Source organism: Bradyrhizobium sp. 186 (assembly GCF_023101685.1).
In the GTDB taxonomy this organism is placed as follows: domain Bacteria; phylum Pseudomonadota; class Alphaproteobacteria; order Rhizobiales; family Xanthobacteraceae; genus Bradyrhizobium.
The window spans coordinates 2563760-2582132 of the sequence record NZ_CP082164.1 but is presented as its reverse complement, the minus strand read 5'-3'; the positions used below and the strand labels follow the sequence as shown (position 1 = coordinate 2582132).

General features: G+C 60.6%; 20 protein-coding genes and 2 pseudogenes. 8 read left to right on the top strand and 14 right to left on the bottom strand.

Features of this window, described 5'->3' with window-relative positions; all coding sequences use genetic code 11:
• Positions 1-66 precede the first annotated feature (66 nt).
• The 3 genes from IVB18_RS12040 to IVB18_RS12030 form a co-directional block, all read right to left on the bottom strand.
• Positions 67-1344, bottom strand: a complete 1278-nt coding sequence (locus IVB18_RS12040) for an efflux RND transporter permease subunit (RefSeq protein WP_346732622.1) — start codon at positions 1342-1344, stop codon at positions 67-69.
• A gap of 464 nt (positions 1345-1808) precedes the next feature.
• Entirely contained in the window at positions 1809-2540 is a 732-nt protein-coding gene (locus tag IVB18_RS12035; RefSeq protein WP_247989360.1) for a DUF1275 family protein, read from the bottom strand.
• Entirely contained in the window at positions 2524-2847 is a 324-nt protein-coding gene (locus IVB18_RS12030) for a hypothetical protein (RefSeq protein WP_247991977.1), read from the bottom strand. Before IVB18_RS12030 ends, IVB18_RS12035 begins: the two co-directional genes overlap by 17 nt.
• Between IVB18_RS12030 and IVB18_RS12025 the strand changes: the two are divergent.
• The 4 genes and pseudogenes from IVB18_RS12025 to IVB18_RS12010 form a co-directional block, all read left to right on the top strand.
• Positions 2728-3033: pseudogene (locus IVB18_RS12025) on the top strand (MBL fold metallo-hydrolase); the annotation flags it as partial. The gene IVB18_RS12030 and the pseudogene IVB18_RS12025 overlap by 120 nt on opposite strands.
• Positions 3030-4058, top strand: a complete 1029-nt coding sequence (locus IVB18_RS12020) for a glycosyltransferase family 4 protein (RefSeq protein ID WP_247989359.1) — start codon at positions 3030-3032, stop codon at positions 4056-4058. The pseudogene IVB18_RS12025 and the gene IVB18_RS12020, both read left to right, overlap by 4 nt.
• A 477-nt stretch (positions 4059-4535) precedes the next feature.
• Positions 4536-5729, top strand: coding sequence for an MFS transporter (locus IVB18_RS12015; RefSeq protein ID WP_247989358.1), 1194 nt, complete (start codon positions 4536-4538; stop codon positions 5727-5729).
• Positions 5730-6214: 485 nt separating this feature from the next.
• Positions 6215-6544: a hypothetical protein gene (locus IVB18_RS12010; protein ID WP_247989357.1), complete on the top strand. Its 330-nt coding sequence runs from the start codon at positions 6215-6217 to the stop codon at positions 6542-6544.
• A gap of 474 nt (positions 6545-7018) precedes the next feature.
• On the opposite strand, the gene IVB18_RS12005 is transcribed toward IVB18_RS12010, so the two are convergent.
• The 5 genes from IVB18_RS12005 to IVB18_RS11985 all read right to left on the bottom strand — a co-directional run bounded on the left by IVB18_RS12005 (position 7019) and on the right by IVB18_RS11985 (position 10752).
• Positions 7019-7636 (bottom strand): hypothetical protein, encoded by a 618-nt coding sequence (locus IVB18_RS12005; protein WP_247989356.1) that lies wholly within the window; start codon positions 7634-7636, stop codon positions 7019-7021.
• Positions 7637-8069: 433 nt separating this feature from the next.
• Positions 8070-8924 carry an SDR family oxidoreductase gene (locus IVB18_RS12000; RefSeq protein ID WP_247989355.1) on the bottom strand — a complete coding sequence of 285 codons (855 nt, stop codon included), beginning with the start codon at positions 8922-8924 and terminating at the stop codon, positions 8070-8072.
• 16 nt (positions 8925-8940) lie between these two features.
• The gene (locus tag IVB18_RS11995; RefSeq protein ID WP_247989354.1) at positions 8941-9342 is read right to left on the bottom strand and encodes a hypothetical protein; all 402 of its coding nucleotides are present in this window, start codon (positions 9340-9342) and stop codon (positions 8941-8943) included.
• Positions 9343-9356: 14 nt separating this feature from the next.
• Entirely contained in the window at positions 9357-9578 is a 222-nt protein-coding gene (locus IVB18_RS11990; RefSeq protein WP_247989353.1) for a hypothetical protein, read from the bottom strand.
• A 103-nt stretch (positions 9579-9681) separates the two neighbouring features.
• Complete coding sequence (locus IVB18_RS11985; RefSeq protein WP_247989352.1) at positions 9682-10752, bottom strand: ROK family protein; 1071 nt, start codon at positions 10750-10752, stop codon at positions 9682-9684.
• A 306-nt stretch (positions 10753-11058) separates the two neighbouring features.
• Here IVB18_RS11985 and IVB18_RS11980 point away from each other — a divergent pair, with 306 nt between their 5' ends.
• A complete protein-coding gene (locus IVB18_RS11980; RefSeq protein WP_247989351.1) occupies positions 11059-11574 on the top strand; it encodes a ferritin-like domain-containing protein in 516 nt (171 codons plus the stop codon).
• 20 nt (positions 11575-11594) lie between these two features.
• On the opposite strand, the gene IVB18_RS11975 is transcribed toward IVB18_RS11980, so the two are convergent.
• The 4 genes and pseudogenes from IVB18_RS11975 to IVB18_RS11960 form a co-directional block, all read right to left on the bottom strand.
• Positions 11595-12077: a DUF3147 family protein gene (locus IVB18_RS11975; protein ID WP_247989350.1), complete on the bottom strand. Its 483-nt coding sequence runs from the start codon at positions 12075-12077 to the stop codon at positions 11595-11597.
• Positions 12074-12417 (bottom strand): annotated as a pseudogene (locus IVB18_RS11970) (DUF3147 family protein). Before IVB18_RS11970 ends, IVB18_RS11975 begins: the two are co-directional and overlap by 4 nt.
• Positions 12414-13019 carry a cupin domain-containing protein gene (locus tag IVB18_RS11965; RefSeq protein WP_247989349.1) on the bottom strand — a complete coding sequence of 202 codons (606 nt, stop codon included), beginning with the start codon at positions 13017-13019 and terminating at the stop codon, positions 12414-12416. Before IVB18_RS11965 ends, IVB18_RS11970 begins: the two are co-directional and overlap by 4 nt.
• Positions 13006-13635 (bottom strand): phosphatase PAP2 family protein, encoded by a 630-nt coding sequence (locus IVB18_RS11960; RefSeq protein ID WP_247989348.1) that lies wholly within the window; start codon positions 13633-13635, stop codon positions 13006-13008. The genes IVB18_RS11965 and IVB18_RS11960 overlap by 14 nt, the downstream gene beginning before the upstream one ends.
• A gap of 287 nt (positions 13636-13922) precedes the next feature.
• Between IVB18_RS11960 and IVB18_RS11955 the strand changes: the two genes are divergently transcribed.
• From IVB18_RS11955 to IVB18_RS11945, 3 genes are read left to right on the top strand one after another with little or no spacing between them, the layout of a single operon-like run.
• Positions 13923-14477: a diguanylate cyclase gene (locus IVB18_RS11955; RefSeq protein ID WP_247989347.1), complete on the top strand. Its 555-nt coding sequence runs from the start codon at positions 13923-13925 to the stop codon at positions 14475-14477.
• Positions 14478-14480: 3 nt separating this feature from the next.
• Positions 14481-15755, top strand: coding sequence for an SDR family oxidoreductase (locus IVB18_RS11950; RefSeq protein WP_247989346.1), 1275 nt, complete (start codon positions 14481-14483; stop codon positions 15753-15755).
• Positions 15755-16234 (top strand): DUF2269 domain-containing protein, encoded by a 480-nt coding sequence (locus tag IVB18_RS11945; RefSeq protein WP_247989345.1) that lies wholly within the window; start codon positions 15755-15757, stop codon positions 16232-16234. The genes IVB18_RS11950 and IVB18_RS11945 overlap by 1 nt, the downstream gene beginning before the upstream one ends.
• A 168-nt stretch (positions 16235-16402) precedes the next feature.
• On the opposite strand, the gene IVB18_RS11940 is transcribed toward IVB18_RS11945, so the two are convergent.
• Together IVB18_RS11940 and IVB18_RS11935 are read right to left on the bottom strand one after the other, a co-directional pair.
• Positions 16403-17356: a cation diffusion facilitator family transporter gene (locus IVB18_RS11940; RefSeq protein ID WP_247991612.1), complete on the bottom strand. Its 954-nt coding sequence runs from the start codon at positions 17354-17356 to the stop codon at positions 16403-16405.
• A 134-nt stretch (positions 17357-17490) separates the two neighbouring features.
• Positions 17491-18273, bottom strand: a complete 783-nt coding sequence (locus IVB18_RS11935) for an SDR family NAD(P)-dependent oxidoreductase (RefSeq protein WP_247989344.1) — start codon at positions 18271-18273, stop codon at positions 17491-17493.
• Between the last annotated feature and the right edge of the window lie 100 nt (positions 18274-18373).

The following is an 18373-nucleotide window of genomic DNA, read 5'->3' as shown; positions in this document are numbered from 1 at the left end:
GGGCAGAACGAAATCGGAACATCTGCGCGCCTCGCCTTATCGGTCATGACCGGGATGGATGGCCCGCTACCACGCGCGACCGATTGCGAGATCGACGACCCCCACCAGCGGGTGTCGGCTAAAATAGCGGCTGCTCCGACGACAAGCAGGGCTATGATCAGGACTAAGCGGCGCATTTCTGCTCCCATTGATCGTCTCGCCGATCGCGGAGAGCACCGTCAGCGAGACAAGAATGGCAAGCGGAATCGAAATGCTGATGATTAGCGTCGAGCGCCAGTTGCCCAGGAACAGCAGGATCATCAGCCCGGTCAGCGCAGCCGCGATGACGGCTTCGCGCACCATGCTCGAAACGGCGCTGGTCACGAATACCGACTGATCGCCGACCGCCGTCAGATTCAAGCCCGACGGCAGCGTCTTGGTGACGCTGGGAAGCAATTGTTTGATGCCGGAAATGATCGACAAGGTCGAGACAGCACCGGCCTTGATCACCGCCAGAAGAACGGCGTTCTTTCCGTCCACGTGGACGACGTTGGTCTGCGGCGGACTTCCATCATGCACGTCGGCGACGTCCCGCATGTAGATGACAGTGCCGTTGACGGTCTTGATCGGCAGATCGTTGAAGGCGGCGATGTCGGAGGGCGATGCGTTCAGATTGATCGTGTACTCGAAGGTGCCGATCTTCTGGGTGCCCACCGGGGTGATGAGGTTCTGGATCGACAGGGCGTTGACGACGTCGTTCGCAGAAATGCCGTAGGTGTGGAGCGCCTGCTGGTTGAGGTCGGCTTGAACCTGGCGGACTTTGCCACCATAAGGCAGGGGAATCGCGGCGCCCGCGACCGAGGCCAGTTGCGGACGGATGAAGCTGGTCGCCTGGTCGAACAGGATCGTCTCGGAGAGCTGCTGGCTTGAGAGGGCGAGCTGCAGGATCGGCACGCTGGAGGCGTTGAAGCTTAGGATTGTCGGCGGCGTGACGCCCGCCGGCATCTGCTTCAGAACCGTCTGCGACATCGCGGAGACCTCGGCGAGCGCCGCATTAATGTTCACGGTCGGCTGGAAGAAGATCTTGATGATCCCGTAATCGGGAATCGACTGCGATTCGATGTGCTCGATGTCGTTCACGCTGGTGGTGAGCGCGCGTTCGTAAAAGGTGACGATTCGCCCCGCCATGTCGTCGGGCGGCAGGCCGGTGTAACTGAAGACGACGCTGACGACCGGAATGTTTATATCAGGGAAGATGTCGGTCGGCGTGCGGAAAGCGGACGCCACCCCGAAGATCATGATCAGCAGCGCCATCACGATGAAGGTATAAGGACGTCGGAGCGCGAGCCTGACAAGGCCTACCACAATTGCCTCCCACGCTGGAGAGTCGGGCTAGAACAAGATGAGACGTCAAAACGGCTGGACCGATCCAACCATTACTGGCGAGCACCGCGGGACGTTATGGTTCCATAGACCGGAAATTAATAGCAACTCCGGAAACGTAGTGATAAGTCCATTTCCCTCCCGCGCGTCGAAGTTCCCACCGCGACGTCTCACGACGTGGCTCGCAAGCCAGGTCTCATTCGCACGCGGCCCCTACACCCGATCGAAAGCAAATGGCCACACGCATCTCACCCGCTGACGATAGGTGAAGCACCGCGGACGAAAAAATTCACCTGCGGCGCATCAAATGAGCACGGGCGCTGAACCCGGCGACGATCAACGCCAACACCGCCGACAGGATCAACTCGGCGCGGACGCTGCCGGAAGGATGCGTTGCCTTGTCATCGAGCGGCCATAACGGATACCTCCGGGAAATACACCCTCTCCTACCGTATCGCGATTGCCAAAGCGGATAGCGCCACCGGCAATGACCAAGTCCAATCTCCAAGCACGGAGACAGCGGAGGCACTCACGACACAGCCGAGCAGAAAGCCCAAGAGAAGATGCCAGGATCTCCTTAAGCGGCCGGCATCGACTGGCAGCAAGGCACGGTGCTTCGACAGCAAATCCATCAGCGACAGGACGGTATTGGTCAAATTGCCGGTCATGACCGCTGTCGAAATGGCACCCGGTATCGCCAGGCGAAGCAGTGCGTACTGGCAGGCCATTGCGGCGACCGCGATCATCACGGCAATGCCGGCCGCCAGTCCCTGCGGATCGGCGGACGGCCTGGTGACGATGCTGAAAATCAGCACCGCGGCGAGCAGCAGAAATTGAACCAGGAGTAACAGCCGCGCCAGGCTCGGTCCGCGTCGGTTTGAGGCCTGGGCGATCAGCCAAACGGTCGCCACAGCCACCATAAAGACGGGAATAGCCAGGATTTGCGCCGGGTTGAACGGACCGCCATGCACCGCCGCAGCGGCAGCGACCACTAGATTGCCGGTGACATGGGCGGTGAAAATATGGCCCAGGGTAAAAAAGCCCGTGAGGTCGACCATTCCCGCGATGACACTGAGCAAAGCGGGCAGCCGCGCTTCCAGGCGCGACAGCTCTGTCGTCTCGTCCGCCGGAGCGGCCCAGTTTCGAAGTGCGGCGGAACTTCTAGCGAGCGTTGACATGTTCGGCCGCTCCCATGACTTTCGCTTGCGTCGACCGGTTGCCTAGATGATCGACAATCATCTTGGGAATGATGAGGCCCAAGCTCATCGCCAAAATGATAATTGATGCAGTCATGCCGTCCGCGATCGTGGCGCTGATCAGTTGCAACGTCGGCTCTGAGCCACCGGCCAATTGCACAAGCCCGAAGACGCTGTCGCCGGCGTGCTCGGGCGAATGCCTCAATGGGTTATCAATACGCACTGGCATTTCGATCATACCGATGGCAACGCCGCCTTTGCCGCGGCCGGTGCGACGATCCTCGCCCATGCCAATGGCCGTGCGCGCCCGTCGACCAGCCAGTATGTACCCTCGCTGTCGTGGCGCATTTCGGCTTCGCCACGCAAGGCCTGGCCGTCGCTGACCTTCGCAATGCCGCGGCTGTCTCGCCGCGGCCCGCCCCAGCCGCAACGAAGAGGAGATCGCGGCCTTACCTTCCCTGGAAGATCTCAATGAGAATAGCCCAGATTGCCCCCTTGGCTGAGAGCGTTCCGCCGAAACTCTATGGCGGCACGGAAAGGGTCGTCGCTTGGCTCGTCGATGCACTCGTCGAGCTTGGGCACGAAGTCACGCTATTTGCGAGCGGCGACTCGAAGACACGCGCTGCGCTTCATCCAGTTTGGCCACGTGCGCTTCGCCTTGGGCGACCGCGGACAGACCCGAATGCAGCTATGGCTGTTCTGTTAGAGGCAATAGCGCGTCGCGCTCATGAATTCGAGGTGATTCACGCCCACATCGACTGGCTACATCTGCCATTGCTCAGCCGGTTGGGCATTCCCTTCGTGACGACGATGCACGGTCGGTTGGATCTACCAGGCTTGCCGGCTCTGCTCGACGCATTTCCGGGCACCTGTCTTGTCTCGATTTCCGACAACCAACGCATTCCGCTGGCGAACGCGAACTGGTGCGGGACGGTATATCACGGCTTACCTATCCAGCAGTTTCGTGCTTCATTTACCTCCGGATCGTACTTGGCCTTTCTTGGGCGGCTGAGCGCCGATAAAGGCCCCGAAGACGCAATTCGTATTGCTCGCGCAGCAGGGATCCCGCTGCGCATTGCCGCGAAAATCCCGCGGGCCGAGACAGGCTATTTCAAGGAGCGCATCGAACCTCACATCGACGGCAAGCAAGTCCAGATCGTCGGGGAAGTGAATGACGAGACGAAACAGCCGTTCCTCGCGGATGCAGCGGCGTTGCTATTCCCGATCAGATGGCCCGAGCCCTTCGGATTGGTGATGATCGAAGCCATGGCCTGCGGAACGCCGGTCATAGCCTATCGGTCTGGGTCGGTGCCGGAGGTCATTGATGAAGGCGTGACCGGCTTCATCGTCGAAAATGAAGGCCAAGCCGTTGAAGCCGTGGCAAGGCTCGCAAGCCTAGATCGGCGGCGTGTCCGCGCACAATTCGAAGAGCGTTTCATTGCGCGGCGGATGGCACAGGATTACGTGCGACATTACGAACGGATGTTGTGCGCACACTAGCGTCTTCTGCGCGAAGTCCATTGATCTGATCGGCGCTTGGATCGCTTGGCTTCTACTTGCCCGACCCATAGACCTGGATTACGCCGACCTTTGCTGCTGTCTGCCTTCTTCGCCGCCGACTCCCTCGCCGGTTTCTTGCTCGCGATCGGCATCAGCACCTCCTTCAGGTCGGTCGCTGCCTTGCCCAATTATTGTCTCTGATTCTCTCAACCCGCGCGTGTCCAATTTATGGTTACAAGTATCCTTTGAGTCGGACGGGCCACATTCAGCTTCGCGTTGAACTCCATTGGACGAAAAAACGGCAAGAGGAGCGCGGGGAAGGCAGAGGACGCTACTTCGATAAGACTGGGATAGGTCCACATTGATCGCGCTCCGCCTCCTTGAAACCGAAGAAGAGTTTCTCCGTTGCCATACGCCGCGAGGCCGCGGCAACCGGCGCTCAATGGGCCCGGCGAGCGGAGGTCGGACAGGTGTCCAGTGCTGCAAGTCATCCGCGTTAATGGACCGATCGCCTATATTATTCTTTACGTCGCCTTATACGCCGCGTTTGGCGTGGCGTCGCCTTATTGGCCACAATTTTTCGAAACGAAAGCTCTATCCCCGCAGCAAATCGGCGTGATCCTGGCTGCTGCAATGTCAATGCGCCTTGTCGCCGGCCCATTAATTGGAGCGCTCGCCGATCTCTTGGGATCATTGCGCCTTGTGCTCGCAACTTGTACCGCCGTGGCGGCCGGCGCGGCCGTTGCATTGTTGTCGTCCGATAGCTTCTCGCAAGTGCTTTTGCTGGCCCTGGTTCAAGCTGCAGCGCTTGCTCCCACGACGTCGATTGCCGACGCTTTGACAGTCAATGCAGCAAAGCCTCAGATAGGGACGATACCCTTTGAATACGGCTGGATACGCGGTTCGGCCTCGATGGCTTTCGTATTGGGTACGTTGGCCGTCGGACAACTGATCAGCCGCACTGATCTCACGCCGATCATCTGGCTGAATGCATTCCTTCTTGTGGTGGCGGCTGGCGTAACCGCATTAATGCCCAAGATCACTAGTCGAACTGCACCGTGCGCCAGCGCATCGCCTATCTTCGTTCGAGTGCTTGGACTTCTTGCCATGCCGCACTTTCGGATTCTGATCTTGGTTTCAGCCTTGGTCTATGGGAGCCACGCTATGCAGGACGCATTTGCAGTGATTCGGTGGAGCGAGGCTGGATTAGCCCCATCGGCCATAAGCCTGCTGTGGTCAGAAGCGGTAGCTGCGGAAGTCATCGTGTTTTTTCTAATCGGCCCCGGATTAATCAGGCGGATGGACGCGCGTGGTGCGGCTGCCCTGGCAGCTGCGGCTGGGATCATACGTTGGTCTATTTCGGGCGTGACTACCTCCGTTTTGATCCTCTCGGTCCTGCAGCCACTACACGGATTGACGTTCGCGCTGCTCCACCTTGCTTGCATGCGCATGATGGGGACCTTTATTCCAGTCCGACTAGCCGCAACCGCCCAAGCTGTTTATGCCTTTGGTTCAGGTCTGGTAACTGCCGCACTGACTCTGTTATCAGGAATGCTCTATGCCACGTATGGAGGGGCAGCATTCTTTCCGATGGCAATTTTGTGCGGCGTCGCAGTCCCGTTTGCCTGGTTCGGCTTCACTAATTTACCGACGCGCTTCGTGGCTGCATAGCGGGCGTCCCGGCGTCGTTGACCTTTCCGCGACGACTTGCGCGCAATATCAAAGGTCGTACTGGCTATGCTCGGCGCGCTCAAGCTCGGGCGCTCGGTGCGGCTGATGCCGCGCCGGCGTTACCCGCGCCGACGCGCAATAGCCCATGGGACTACTTGGGAGGCTCGACAGTGGTCTTTGTCGATCCGTCCGGCGCCGGCTGCATCCGTGGTGGGCTTTGCCCTTGGGGACTTTCCGGAGGAGCACCACCTGGACCGGTGGTGATAGGCCCGGTCCAGCCCTGCGGCTGCAATTGACCTTTGTCTTCGGGCGCCGAACGCCCGGTCGGCGCATCGTCCGCTGGCCTAGCAGGCTGCGCGATCGCCAATCCACCGGACAGCACAAGACATATCGAAGCTAGTTGGACGCGCACTGAAACCTCCGTTGACCTCTAGTCAACGAAGAACTTCCCGTCGATCCTGCCGTTCCTGCGCATCAGAACCGAATTGCTGTATCCTTCGTTAAAAAACGACGACAGGAGGATTTTAATGGCAAGTGCAGCATGGAAGCGGCCCGGCTCGCCGATCGGCAAGAAGGGCCCGCGCAAGGCAAATCCCTCATACAAGCGTCGTACGCGTGAACCGTGGTCGAGCGCAGATGTGAAAATGCTCAAACAGCTCGCGAAGGGTAACACGCCGACCGGAGTCATGAGCGTCAAACTTCAACGTCCCGTCGCGGCTATCCGCAGCAAGGCGCAGCGCGAAGGGATTTCACTGAAGCCCATCAACCGTTCGCCCTACAACCGGCGCGCAACGAAGAGGAGTTCGCGTCGCTAAGGGGCAGGCTCGCCTCTCGATGTCGTGCTCCCCGTGGGGATGCTGGCTGCGATCGGCGGTAATGAACAAGAGCATAGCCGCAACCGGGCGCTTCAGCTCTCAGCATTTCGGTTACGGAGCTAAAACCGGCGCGCCCGGCGCTTACCCTTGAGCGCGGCTTTCGACCCCGAACGGGTGCAATGCAGGAAAAGCTCCGAAGTCACCCGTTGAACTGGCAATGGCTAAATCGTCAGGTGCTCGAAAGCAGCTTCGAGCATCTATTTCAAGCACTAAGGCCCCAGTTCGCGGCCTCTTGCATGTCAGATCAAGCCGGGAATGCCGCCTCCTACCGTGGCGACGTTCCATCTCAACTGCAGACCAGACGAAGGATTTCGCTAACATCAAACCGCCGCTCCCGTAAGGCGGACCTCACGACACAGTCACGCTATCACCAGTGTACGTAGCGCCACCAAACCTCGGCCACTTTGGGACTCGTCATGTCATAGGCCGCGCCGCTTCCTTGACAGCCTGGCCCGTGGTCGCCATTCCGGCGGCGTAGGCCGCTCCTGCGCCAAGAAGAAGGGCGCAGAAGCTTGCAAACATCGCATATGCGAAGTGCGTCCGGGCTGCATCAATTTGAGCGGGCGTTGCAGCTCTCGTTGTCGCGCCGACGGTTTCCCGTCCCGTATTGTTCGACCAGTACGTGACGCGCGTGCTGGCGGAATATGACGGGCCAACGAGGTTGCTGGCGATGCTGGTCGCCGAAGCGGGCAACATCGCCGCCGCACCGACCACCACAACGGTTGCTACCGCCCAGGCGGCCATCGCATGCCCGGCCCGACCGAGGCCGGTCTGATCCGGCGAATTGGCTGCCGCAACGGCGCCACCTAGAAATGCGGCGATTATGCCTGAGACCGCCCACCACACGAATGCAGCCCAGCCTGCGCCGGCAGGCGCCGATGAGGCGGTGGGAATGTCGATCGCGAGCAGACCGATGCCGAACCCCAACATGGTCAGCAGGATCTGGACCACCAACGAAGTGAACACGCCGGCCAGTACGGCCGACCATGTCCAGCCAAAAAACACATTGGGAACGGAGCGACGTATAACCATGGCGAACTCCTCCAGTCACTTATGTTCCGTCCCAACGCGCGGTTAAATCGTCCGTTCCTGTTGCAGGAACCCGGGGCGGCTTCCGGACTTGGTTTACCGGAGAAACAACAGGAGGATCGGCGCCATGACACTTGGCAGAGGCGCCTTATTGTGGTTGCTGGGCATTCCTCTTCCGGTAATCCTGCTGCTTGCACTGTTCTGGCGTTAGCCAGCAATCGACCGGAGACGATTTCCAAAACTCGGCGCTCAAAAGCTGCCGGGCAGGTTGTGAGCCGATCAACACCACGTGAGGGTTGCCAGTTTCAATGGCTGGGTTCGTTCTCTGCGACCGGCAAACCTGAGAAGAAACAAGCAGGACGAGAACCGCAAGCATTAGCAATGGTGTGCGCTGGGCGCTACGCCACACTAAGCTTCCGCCTCGTCGCTCTCGCGATCAGATGAAAGGTTTTCCGCCCGTTACAGCGAGTGTCGCACCGGACGTATAGCTCGAGAGCGGATCGGCCAGCATGACATAGGCGGTTGCGAGCTCAGCTGGCTGCCCGGCTCGTTTCATCGGCACCTGCTTGCCGAAGTTCTTTACCGTATCCGACGGCATGGTTGACGGGATCAGCGGCGTCCAGATCGGGCCCGGCGCGACGGCGTTAACGCGTATGCCCTTTTCGGCAAGCATCTCAAGACCGCCCGTGAAGTTCTGGATCGCACCCTTGGTGGTCGCATACGCCAGCAGGATGGGGTTTGGCATGTCGGCATTCACGGAAGCGGTGTTAATGATGGCGGACCCCGACTTCATATGCGCAACGACCGCCTTGGAGAGATAGAACATCGCATGGATGTTGACCTCGAAGGTGCTCTGCCATTCGTCATCACTGATATCCGCGATATCCTTGAACGCGGCCTGGTGGGCCGCATTGTTGACGAGGATATCGATCCCGCCGAGCTCATCGACGGCACGTTTAATGACGGCGCGGCAGTAATCTGGCTTTCGCAGGTCTCCGGGAAACAAGACAGCTTTGTGGCCTTCCTTCTCGACGAGAGCCTTCACCTCCTCGGCATCTTGATGTTCGTCGAGATAAGAAATGAGCAGATCGGCCCCCTCACGGGCATATGCAATTGCCACCGCTCGCCCGATCCCGCTGTCTCCTCCGGTAATGACGGCCTTCTTGCCTGCAAGACGGCCCGATCCCTTGTAGCTTTCCTCGCCATGGTCCGGACGTGGCTTCATCGCCGACGTCGAACCAGGCATCGGTTGCTGTTGGTTGGGATAAGGCGGGCGCGGATAATCGAGCATGGCATTCTCCCTACGATCATCGGTTAAACGGCATCCGCGGCGAAAACTCGTTGGCCACCGCGAGCGCGGCATTCTCGTTGGTTTCCAGAGCAATCTTCTGCGTGAGCATCACGTCGCCGGGCACCAGGCGCGCTGAAGGCACGAAGCACCAACCCACCCTCGGCGTTCCCGCCCTGTCGAGCTCGTGGACGTTCGCAGCCGTCCCATAGTTGATGCGGTACCGCTTGGCCGTATCGCAACCGACCACGTCGAAGTACCGATGTTCATCGAACTGGGCGAGTTGTACCGGTGACAGCCACGCGCGCAACAGATGGCGGCCGCGGGCCTCTGGCGAGTTTTCTCCGATGAAGCCGGCATAGAGCTCGCGGAGCGTTTGCAGCCGCGAACCCGCCCGGCGTCGAGCTCCGAACAGAAGCATGGCCCAGCACTCACCTAGCCGCCGACGAGGGGCGGGTGGAATATCGTTTCCTGGGCCGTCGGGTCGAACGCCCGCACTACGGCGACTTCGCGGGACCCCGTCCGTATTGCCGCAGTCAATCCCTTGCCGGTCAATTTCTTGAAGCGCTGCTCCGCCTTGGCCAATGCTTCCAGGTCTGCCGCGTCAAATTCGTGCCGCGTATCCCCGCTATGGTCCGACAGGATCTGCGTAGCCATGGACGCTCCTCCTATGCTCCGCGATGATTGAGCAAACAGTTGGCGGGGCGCGACGTTCCTCCCTTCCCGATATTCTTGAGTGTCGGCCTGTATAGGGTTGGGCTCAGCCTTCGCTTTTGCCGTTACGGTTGGTGAAGCGGGCGTTGCCGAGGCCGGTGCCGATCGTCAGCACGCCCCAACATTTCACGTCCTGCATGAATGGGATCTCGGACAGACCCTGCACCACGCCGTCGTTATGCATGACGATCGCCGTGTCATGTTCTCCGATCTGAGGGATGGCTTCGACCAGAGTTGCCGCCAAATTGAACTTGCTGCTCTCCCAATTGCCGGGCAGGTTCTGCGCGCCCTTCGCGATCGAGCCGTCGCTCTCGATGACGCCAGGACACGCGATGCCGATGATCGGCGCGAGCTTGAATCCTTCGTTCTCCGCTTTCGCGATCAGGTCCTTGAGCATTTTGACGAGACGCTTAACTGCTTCCTCGCGGCTGGGTTCGTCGTCGGCATGACGCCATAGTTCGGACTTCCACACGCATGCCTTGGTGAGGTCCGGAGCCTTTTTGCGACGCGTTTCCACGACGCCACAGCGGATGTTCGTGCCTCCGATGTCGACGGCAAGGATGGAATCGTGAGCTTCGAAGATCCAGGAGGGAGCAAGATAGAGAGCGCCGATAAGGCCTGCGTCGTCCGGGTGGCGATGGATCGGTAGCATCTCGATCTTGAAGTTCTCGGCCTTCAGGATGATTTCGGCGCGCGCTATGGCGAGTTCGCCGAGCCGGCTATTGCTAATGCCGCCGCCCACGACGATGCGCTCGGTCTTATCCCAGGCCTTGGTCTTGAGGAAGCGTCGCGTAACGTGGGCGAGCTCCTGTGCGAAGTCCTCAATCGCGCTCTGCACGACCGCCCAGGCGTCGGTGTCGTCGCCGACCAGGCTGGCGTCGAGTTCCTTCTTGCTGATGTCTTCGGAAAGCTCCTTGCCGAACGGGTCTTCGCCGGACTTACGCAGTGGCTTGCGCCACTTTTCGAGAGTTTCCCGAAAGGCGCCCTTGCTGGCACGATCCCCAAGAAATCCTTCCTCATCCTTCAGTTCAAGGTTGAAGCTGTCGACCTCGACTGAGGGGAGGCGGGAGGCGCCGTGAGCGGCAATACCGGTAGCCGTGATCGTTTCGTCAGCCATCTTGAACCCTAGACAAGTCGCAAGCAAAATGTGCGGCTTGTATCAACGACGGTTAGGTTTATCCCGTTCCTCACCCGGTCTGGCCGAAGACTGGGGCGGTCGAGAAGCAGGCGCGCGGCTTCTCGCGTTCCCCATCGTGCCCCTCCACCGCAGAACAGCCGCATGGCTGTCGCGGCATATCGTCCCATTGTCCTCGCCCTGAGGGTCGCGACGCATCCATCTCGATCATCCGAGTGCACGCTTATGGAGAGGAACAGCAGCTGGTCAGCGGCGTTCCATTGCATCAATGCCAAAGGAGGCGGCGAAATGGGAATCTTCACCAAGGACATAAAATCGATGGAAGACCTGTTGATTCATGGTCTTCACGATATGTATTACGCCGAGCAGCAGATCATCAAATCGCTGCCCGACATGATCGAAAAAGCGACCAACCGCGACCTTGTCGCCGGGCTGAAAGGTCATCTCGAAGAGACCAACAAGCAGGTCGAGCGGCTTCAGAAGGTGTTCGAGAAACTCGGCAAGCAGCCCAGCGGGACACAGTGTCCGGCGATCGACGGCATCATCAAGGAGGCCGACGAGATCGCCAGCGAGATCGAGGACAAGGCCGTACTCGATGCCGCCATCGTCGCTGCCGCTCAGGCCGTAGAGCACTATGAGATCTGTCGCTATGGCACACTGATCGCCTGGGCCGAGCAGCTCGGCCACGATGACATCGTGCGCTTCCTCACGACCAATTTGAACGAGGAAAAGGCGGCCAACACCAAACTCAACACGGTGGCGCTGCGTAAGGGTGTCAATGCAAAGGCGTCGACCGCGGCCTGATACGCGTCGTACGACCACCCTCAGCGGCTTCGCGGAATCGCGGAGCCGCCGCCTTTTTGTTCGGTCCGCCCTCTCCACATCGACCGCATCTTGCGGCGCACGTACCAGGCTGCCACGGAAATGATCAACCAGGCGAGCGACGCGCCCATGAAGGCGGCTGCGATGCTGCTTTCCGCCATCAAGGAAAAGACGATCGCAAAGGCCAGCATGCCGAGTGCCCCAAGTGCGGTGCCGGCGGAGTCGACCGCGGCCGCCATTTGCCCGCGGCGCTCGCCGGCGAGGCCTGCCTCTCGCTTGCGGCGGATTTCGTGCTTCTCGATCAACGTGGCGCTGGCGCAGAAGATCGCCGGAAGGGCAAGGAAAAGGCCGCCGATCGAGGCTCCATAACGGCTGCTGACGAGACCGGTGAAGACGGTCGCGGCGCCGCCGAGCGCGAACCGGATTAGATATTCGTACCAGCGGCCCTCCTTGAGAGATGACGGCGAGAAGCGGACCGGCGTCATGACTGCCCCCGGGCGAGGGTCAGCACGCCGAAGGCCACGATCAGCCAGACGACGAGGGATAGCAAAGTGGCGGGCAACGCTCTCAGCCGCGCGCGAGCGAGGATTTGACAAACGACGACGCTGTAGACGGCGAGCCCGCTCCCGCAATCATGGCGTGGGTTTGCAGGGCCGCGTAGTGGGCCCCGTGCTGGTACAGTGCTATTCCGAGGGTTGCGAGCGCAACTGACGGTGCTGCTGCGAAAAGACCGGCGAAGCTCTTGGGACGCAGAAGGTCTCCCAGCATCGCGAAGGCCGATACCACGGCGCCCCCGACGAGGAACCGGATGACGTACTCGGTCATTTCGCTTTTTTCCAGAGTTTTAAGAGCGGCCCGCCGGCGCCGTAGACTGGATCTTTGCGCGGCGGCGGCGTCTTCGGAATGCTCTTGAGGGCGCGTGGACGGTCCTCCACCGTCGTGCATTCGTCGTAGGTGCCCACTGGCGGATAGGCGCCGACGACGAGGAAGTCATCGTCTGCCCCCAGACACTGGTGCCCCGTACCGGCCGGCAGAACAGCGATGTCGCCAGCCTTCAACGTGAAGATCCTTCCCTTCTTGCCGCCAAAGCGAACGCGCCCCTTTCCGCGTGCAATGCCGAGCACCTCATGGATCCGGGAATGGTAGTGCACGTAGTCGTAGATGCCGTCGCGCCAAGCGTCGCCCCAACCGTTTGCCTCAAACAGATCCTCGATCACCGCGGCCGCGTCGTGTCGCGCGTCGAGATTGACTGCGCTGCGATAGAGGACCAGCGGCCATCGCGGATGATTGGGGACGAGACCGTCATCCTTGAAGCGGACAGTGTGGGGCTTTCGCACCTGCGCGAGATCCATGGCTTTGCGCTTGCCCGGGCGCCGCAGACCGGTCGCACGCTCCGCATATCCCTTCAGGTCCTCAAGGGTCGGCATGATCGTTCTCCATTGAAGTATCGCCGGGATAGCCGGTCCAAACTCGGAGGCTCCGTTCGAGAACCGCCCCCAAGGCAAAACCCGCAACGACATCGCTCGCCCAGTGCGCCAGAACCACTATGCGCGTCAGCGCGAGCCCAACCGCAAGCGCGCGGATCGCCTGGCGGCGGCCGGCCGGCAACGCGCCGGCCGCCGATGCCAAGGCCCCCATGTGCAGCGCGTGGCCGGAAGGAAAGGCATCCTCACGTTTCCCGGAAAACGGGACGCCATGGAGGTGCCCGACCACAGTTCTGCGGTCCGGGCGGGTCTGGTCGAAGAGACGCTTCAAACCGTGAGGCAGCAGCGATGCCGCGACCGTGACCAGCAGCGTATGGTTGCCGGCGCGCCGCAGCGGCTCGCCCCGCCCGCGCGACGCAAGCCAACCAGCCGCCGCCAGGACCAGAAGCACCTTCTCGTCGGCGCCCCAAGTCAGGGCGCGGGCTACCATCTCCGGAGCCGGCGCAGTGTTGCGGGCGATGAAGCGTGCGGCCACGACATCCGCTCTGGTCGGCCGGATGGTGACCGGAAAGCTTGGCCCTTTACGTTGACCTGCTGATAATCTAGTTGTTTTGAACATGATTCAAAGGATGGTAAGTACCTTTCCAACGCGCCGCCTGCCAACAAGGTCCTCCATGTCGCGCCGCCGGCATCGCCCTCGTCGCTGATCCGACCACCAAATAACAGGGTTAGTTGCGTGGCCTGCTGGCTCCGAAATGGAGAGCATCGGGCCCACGCGGCGATAAGCCCATCGCGGCGATAAGTCCATCAAGCACGCGCCCGCAGCGAGCTTCTCGCGAGTTCCGACATGAGGAACGTTCGTGCGGACACCGATTTATCCGTCCAGGCGTTGCAAAGGAGCCTGATATGGGGCCCGACGAGGTCCTGCGGGGAATGTTGATGTATTTCGTGCTGCCGCTTTGGCTGGCTGCCGGCTTTGCCGATTATCTCTGCCATTGCGCCGCACATATCGAAAAGACAAGCGGCTGGAAGGAGTCGATCCTGCACCTTCTTCAGTTTGCCGAAATGGCCGTTCCGGTGCTGGCTGCGCTCTTCTTCGAAATTACCTCCGGCGTGATTCTGGTCATGATCGCGTTTCTGATACTTCATGAAGCGACTGCAATTTGGGACGTTCGCTACGCATCGGCCATGCGCGAGATCTTGCCGGCCGAACAGCACGTCCACAGTGTTCTCGAAATGCTTCCGCTGACAGGATTGCTGCTGGTCATTGCACTTCACTGGTCGGCTTTCACAGCATTGTTCGGCTTTGGCACGCCGGCTTTTTCATTCACGCTGAAGCAGCATCCGCTACCCGTTCCTTACATCGTAACCATGCTGGTCCTGACTGCGCTCCTCGAAATTTTGCCGTACGTGGAGGAGTTGATCCGCGGTCTGCGCCACCGGACCGTCCAGCGGGAATAGTCGATGCGGATCCTGATTGTTGGTGGCACGGGTTATATTGGATCTGCTATCAACGCACGGCTTACCGTTGAAGGGCACGAATGTGTATCGGTGTCCCGCTCCTCCACAGGGCTACAGGGCGACCACCACGTGCCCCTAGACCTCGCGCAGACGACGCACGCCGAAAACTGGAAGCCAATTCTCAAAGGCATAGACGCAGTCATCAATGCAGCGGGAGCCCTGCAGGGACAGGATATGCGGGGCGTTCATATCTCGGGCAGCGGTGCACTTTACGCCGCTTGTGAAGCGGAAGGTATTCGGCGGGTGATCCTTCTTTCCGCCATTGGCGCAAATCGGGATGCTGTCAGTATCTTTTCACGCACGAAGCGGGACGGAGAAATCGCTCTCACCTCACGTGACCTCGATTGGGTTGTTCTTCGACCATCGGTGGTGATGGGAAGGGCCGCCTACGGTGGCAGCGCTTTGTTACGTGGCCTTGCGTCATTGCCTGTTTTGCCCGTCATGCCTGACACCGCGCCCATCCAGCCGGTGCACATTGATGATGTTGTCGAAACCGTTGTCTTTTTCTTGAGGCCCGACGCACCTTCCCGCGTCGCACTCGATTTGGCAGGGCCACGGCAGATGATTTTCAGTGATGCCGTCGCGCTCTTGCGCCGCTGGCTGCGGTGGCAGCCCGTCCACCGTTTGAACTTGCCTTCGTGGGTTGCTTCGACGTTTTACCTGATGGGAGACCTCGCTCAACTACTAGGCTGGCGAACCCCTATCAACACGACTGCCCAAACTGAAATGCGACGCGGGGCCACTGGCGACCCTGAGCCGTGGTATCGCGCGACGGGAATCCGACCGCGCGATATCGAAGCCGCGCTCGCGAGCGAACCCGCGTCAGTGCAGGACCGATGGTTCGCAAGGCTCTACGCGCTAAAGCCACTGATATTTGGTATCTTTGGCCTATTCTGGATCGTTACTGGTATCATTTCGCTCGGTCCGGGCTGGGACATTGGCATGTCCCTGCTCCGAGAAGGCGGGTTGGAAGGAAACGTCGCGGTCCTCACTGTTGTCGCAGGAGCCCTTGCGGACATCGTGATCGGCCTCGCCATCCTGTTTCGGCCATTTAGCCGCTATGGCTTGTGGGCCGCACTTATCATCTCTCTCGTTTACATCGTAATAGGAACAACACTGGTGCCGCGCCTGTGGAGCGACCCGCTCGGCCCCATGCTCAAGATCTGGCCGGTGCTGATGCTCAATTTGGTCGCGATGGCGATCCGTGAGGACCGTTGATGTTCTACCTTCTCCTCAAGACGGTCCACGTCATCGGGGCATCCGTTCTGCTTGGTACCGGTGCCGGCATCGCCTTTTTCATGCTTGTCGCGCACCTTCGCAACGAGCCCCAGGAGGTGGCCGGCGTCGCGCGGACTGTCGTACTGGCCGACTTCCTTTTTACCGCAACCGCCATTGCACTTCAGCCGATTACAGGGATTTGGCTCGCGTGGTCGAGCGGATATTCTCTCGCAGATGGTTGGATTGCAGTTTCCATTGTGCTCTATCTCGTCACAGGCGCTTTTTGGCTACCTGTGGTGTGGATGCAAATACGCATGCGGGATCTTGCCGTACTTGCCGTCGAAACAAACTCACCGTTGCCCGATCAGTATACGCGTCTATTCCGATGGTGGTTTGCTTTCGGCTTTCCCGCCTTCGCTGCGGTACTGATTATCTTCTGGCTGATGATCGCGCGTCCCGCCGTTCCATATTGGGATTAGGCTGACTACCTGTGAATAGAGCATCCGAACACGGAAGGCAGAAGTGTCCCCCGCGCCTCCTCGGCATGAGCGCGCTTGTCGATTTCTGCTCGCTCGGCTTCGATGGCATCTGCCAGCCTGGCGCAGCTGACGCACAGACCAGCCGGCTCTCCATCGAGCTCGTGCAGACTAGGACCTTCCTCCCCGGCGTTTGGCCCGAACGGCGTGAAAGCGCGCGTTCGTCTGCGGCTTGATGAACAGGGCTGCGACGCTCGGATGATGCCTGCGGATTTCTCTTTCGAGCGATATCACGCATTGCTCGATATCGTCGGCGCGCTTCTCGTCGGCGAATTCGACGCTGAGCGCGGCGACAACCTCGTCCGGGGATAATTGCACCGTCAGGAGGCCGTTCGCCTGGAGCACACCGGGTGAGCGCCGGGCGATCTCGAGGATCGGTTGCGCAAGCTCCGGGTGCGCCGGCTCGCTGATCAGCAGACTCTTGCTCTCGCGGGCGAGCCCGACGGACGTGATGCCGAGGAGAATCCCGATCAGGATCGAGCCGACGCCATCCCACACCGGTTGCGACAGCCATACCGCCGCCGACGTGGCGGCGGCCGCAATGACGATGCCAACCAACGCCGCGCTGTCCTCGAGCAGCACCATGAATGCGGGCGGGTCTTTGCTGCGAACAAAGGCCTGATAGTAACCAAACCGCGCGGCGTCCGACCGGAAACGACGCAGGGCAACCAGCCACGAGCCGCCCTCGAACAGGAACGACAGCCCGAGCACGATGAAGCTGACGATGGGATCCTCGATCGGCTCGGGCGCGGCGACGTGAACGATACCCTGATAGAGCGAGATGCCCGAGCCCAGCGCGAAAATCAGCAGCGCGACGATGAAGCTCCAGAAATACAATTCGCGCCCGTAGCCAAGTGGATGGGATTCGTCCGCCGGGCGGCTCGCACGACGGTAGCCGTAGAGCAGCAGCACCTCGTTGGAGGTATCGACGATCGAGTGTACGGCCTCGCTCGTCATCGCCGAGCTTCCCGTCCAGATGGCGGCACCAATCTTGATGACCGCGACGAGGACATTGCCGGCGAGCGCGGCATACACGGCGGTCCTCGACGATGATGCGGCGGCCATGTTCACCATGGCCAGTCCTCCCTCTGCAATCGGCGGACCGCAGCCCGCTACGCACAGATGTTCGGCGCTTCCGTTTGCACAGCGGGGACGGGACAGACCGTCTGCGGTGCGCCGCGAGTTCCTGCACGCTCGCGTTACGACTTTGCCGTGCCTGGCTCGGCCACTTTGCGGTGCTGCTTGGCCAGCATCTCGTTCGGTGTGATGTTGGCGACCGTCGCCTGGATCTTATTCTTCAGCCCAGTGACGATGTCGGCGTCACCGCGCAGCATTGCATCGAAGCCGGCCTTGGCGACCTCGTAGGCACCATCCTTCGGCTCGGTGCCGACCTTAGTGTCCATCATGTCGGCTCGGCGGAAGAATTCGGTGTCGGTGGCGCCGGGCATCAGGCAAGTGACGGTGATGCCGCTGTCGCGCAGCTCTTCGCGCAGAGCGAAGGAGAATGAGTCAAGAAAAGCCTTGGAGGCGTTGTACACGGCCTGGAAGCTCCCGGGCGTGAACCCGGCGATTGAGCCCGTGATCAGAATGCGCCCCGAGTTGCGCCGCAGCATCTCGTTGCCGGCGCGATGGATCAGGTAGAGCGTGCCGGTGATGTTGGTGTCGACGATACGTCTGATCCGGCCAAAGTCCTGATCTAGAAACGCCTTGCCGAGGCCGACGCCGGCGTTGGCGAGCAACGCATCGATCGGCCGGTCCCCGACTGCAGCACAGAGCTCGTCCACGCCCTCGGTCGTGGCGAGATCGGCCTCGACCGGCTCCACGCTGACGCCAAGCCTGCGGAGATCGACGGCCACCATCTCGATCGCGGGCTCGTCTGCCGCGATGACGAGATTGAAACCTGCTTGAGCGCAGCACCGGGCGAGTTCCAGGCCGATACCGGTGGAGGCGCCGGTGACGACGGCGAATTGATTCGCGGGCATAGGGCATATCCTTGCGGATTGGGATGATGACGCCTAATCGCCCGGCCGGCCAGCCGTTCCTATTTCCGCACGAGGCCCGTGCAGTGCGAAGAATTTGCGC

Coding starts and splice junctions, on each gene's coding strand:
- IVB18_RS11975 (WP_247989350.1), bottom strand. CDS start 12,077: ATGACGCCGGTCCGCTTCTCGCCGTCATCTCTCAAGGAGGGCCGCTGG.
- IVB18_RS11985 (WP_247989352.1), bottom strand. CDS start 10,752: ATGGCTGACGAAACGATCACGGCTACCGGTATTGCCGCTCACGGCGCC.
- IVB18_RS12020 (WP_247989359.1), top strand. CDS start 3,030: ATGAGAATAGCCCAGATTGCCCCCTTGGCTGAGAGCGTTCCGCCGAAA.
- IVB18_RS12030 (WP_247991977.1), bottom strand. CDS start 2,847: ATGGGCGAGGATCGTCGCACCGGCCGCGGCAAAGGCGGCGTTGCCATC.
- IVB18_RS11965 (WP_247989349.1), bottom strand. CDS start 13,019: ATGCCGACCCTTGAGGACCTGAAGGGATATGCGGAGCGTGCGACCGGT.
- IVB18_RS11950 (WP_247989346.1), top strand. CDS start 14,481: ATGCGGATCCTGATTGTTGGTGGCACGGGTTATATTGGATCTGCTATC.
- IVB18_RS12035 (WP_247989360.1), bottom strand. CDS start 2,540: ATGTCAACGCTCGCTAGAAGTTCCGCCGCACTTCGAAACTGGGCCGCT.
- IVB18_RS12000 (WP_247989355.1), bottom strand. CDS start 8,924: ATGCTCGATTATCCGCGCCCGCCTTATCCCAACCAACAGCAACCGATG.
- IVB18_RS11995 (WP_247989354.1), bottom strand. CDS start 9,342: ATGCTTCTGTTCGGAGCTCGACGCCGGGCGGGTTCGCGGCTGCAAACG.
- IVB18_RS11945 (WP_247989345.1), top strand. CDS start 15,755: ATGTTCTACCTTCTCCTCAAGACGGTCCACGTCATCGGGGCATCCGTT.
- IVB18_RS11940 (WP_247991612.1), bottom strand. CDS start 17,356: ATGGCCGCCGCATCATCGTCGAGGACCGCCGTGTATGCCGCGCTCGCC.
- IVB18_RS11990 (WP_247989353.1), bottom strand. CDS start 9,578: ATGGCTACGCAGATCCTGTCGGACCATAGCGGGGATACGCGGCACGAA.
- IVB18_RS12005 (WP_247989356.1), bottom strand. CDS start 7,636: ATGGTTATACGTCGCTCCGTTCCCAATGTGTTTTTTGGCTGGACATGG.
- IVB18_RS11980 (WP_247989351.1), top strand. CDS start 11,059: ATGGGAATCTTCACCAAGGACATAAAATCGATGGAAGACCTGTTGATT.
- IVB18_RS11955 (WP_247989347.1), top strand. CDS start 13,923: ATGGGGCCCGACGAGGTCCTGCGGGGAATGTTGATGTATTTCGTGCTG.
- IVB18_RS11960 (WP_247989348.1), bottom strand. CDS start 13,635: ATGTTCAAAACAACTAGATTATCAGCAGGTCAACGTAAAGGGCCAAGC.
- IVB18_RS11935 (WP_247989344.1), bottom strand. CDS start 18,273: ATGCCCGCGAATCAATTCGCCGTCGTCACCGGCGCCTCCACCGGTATC.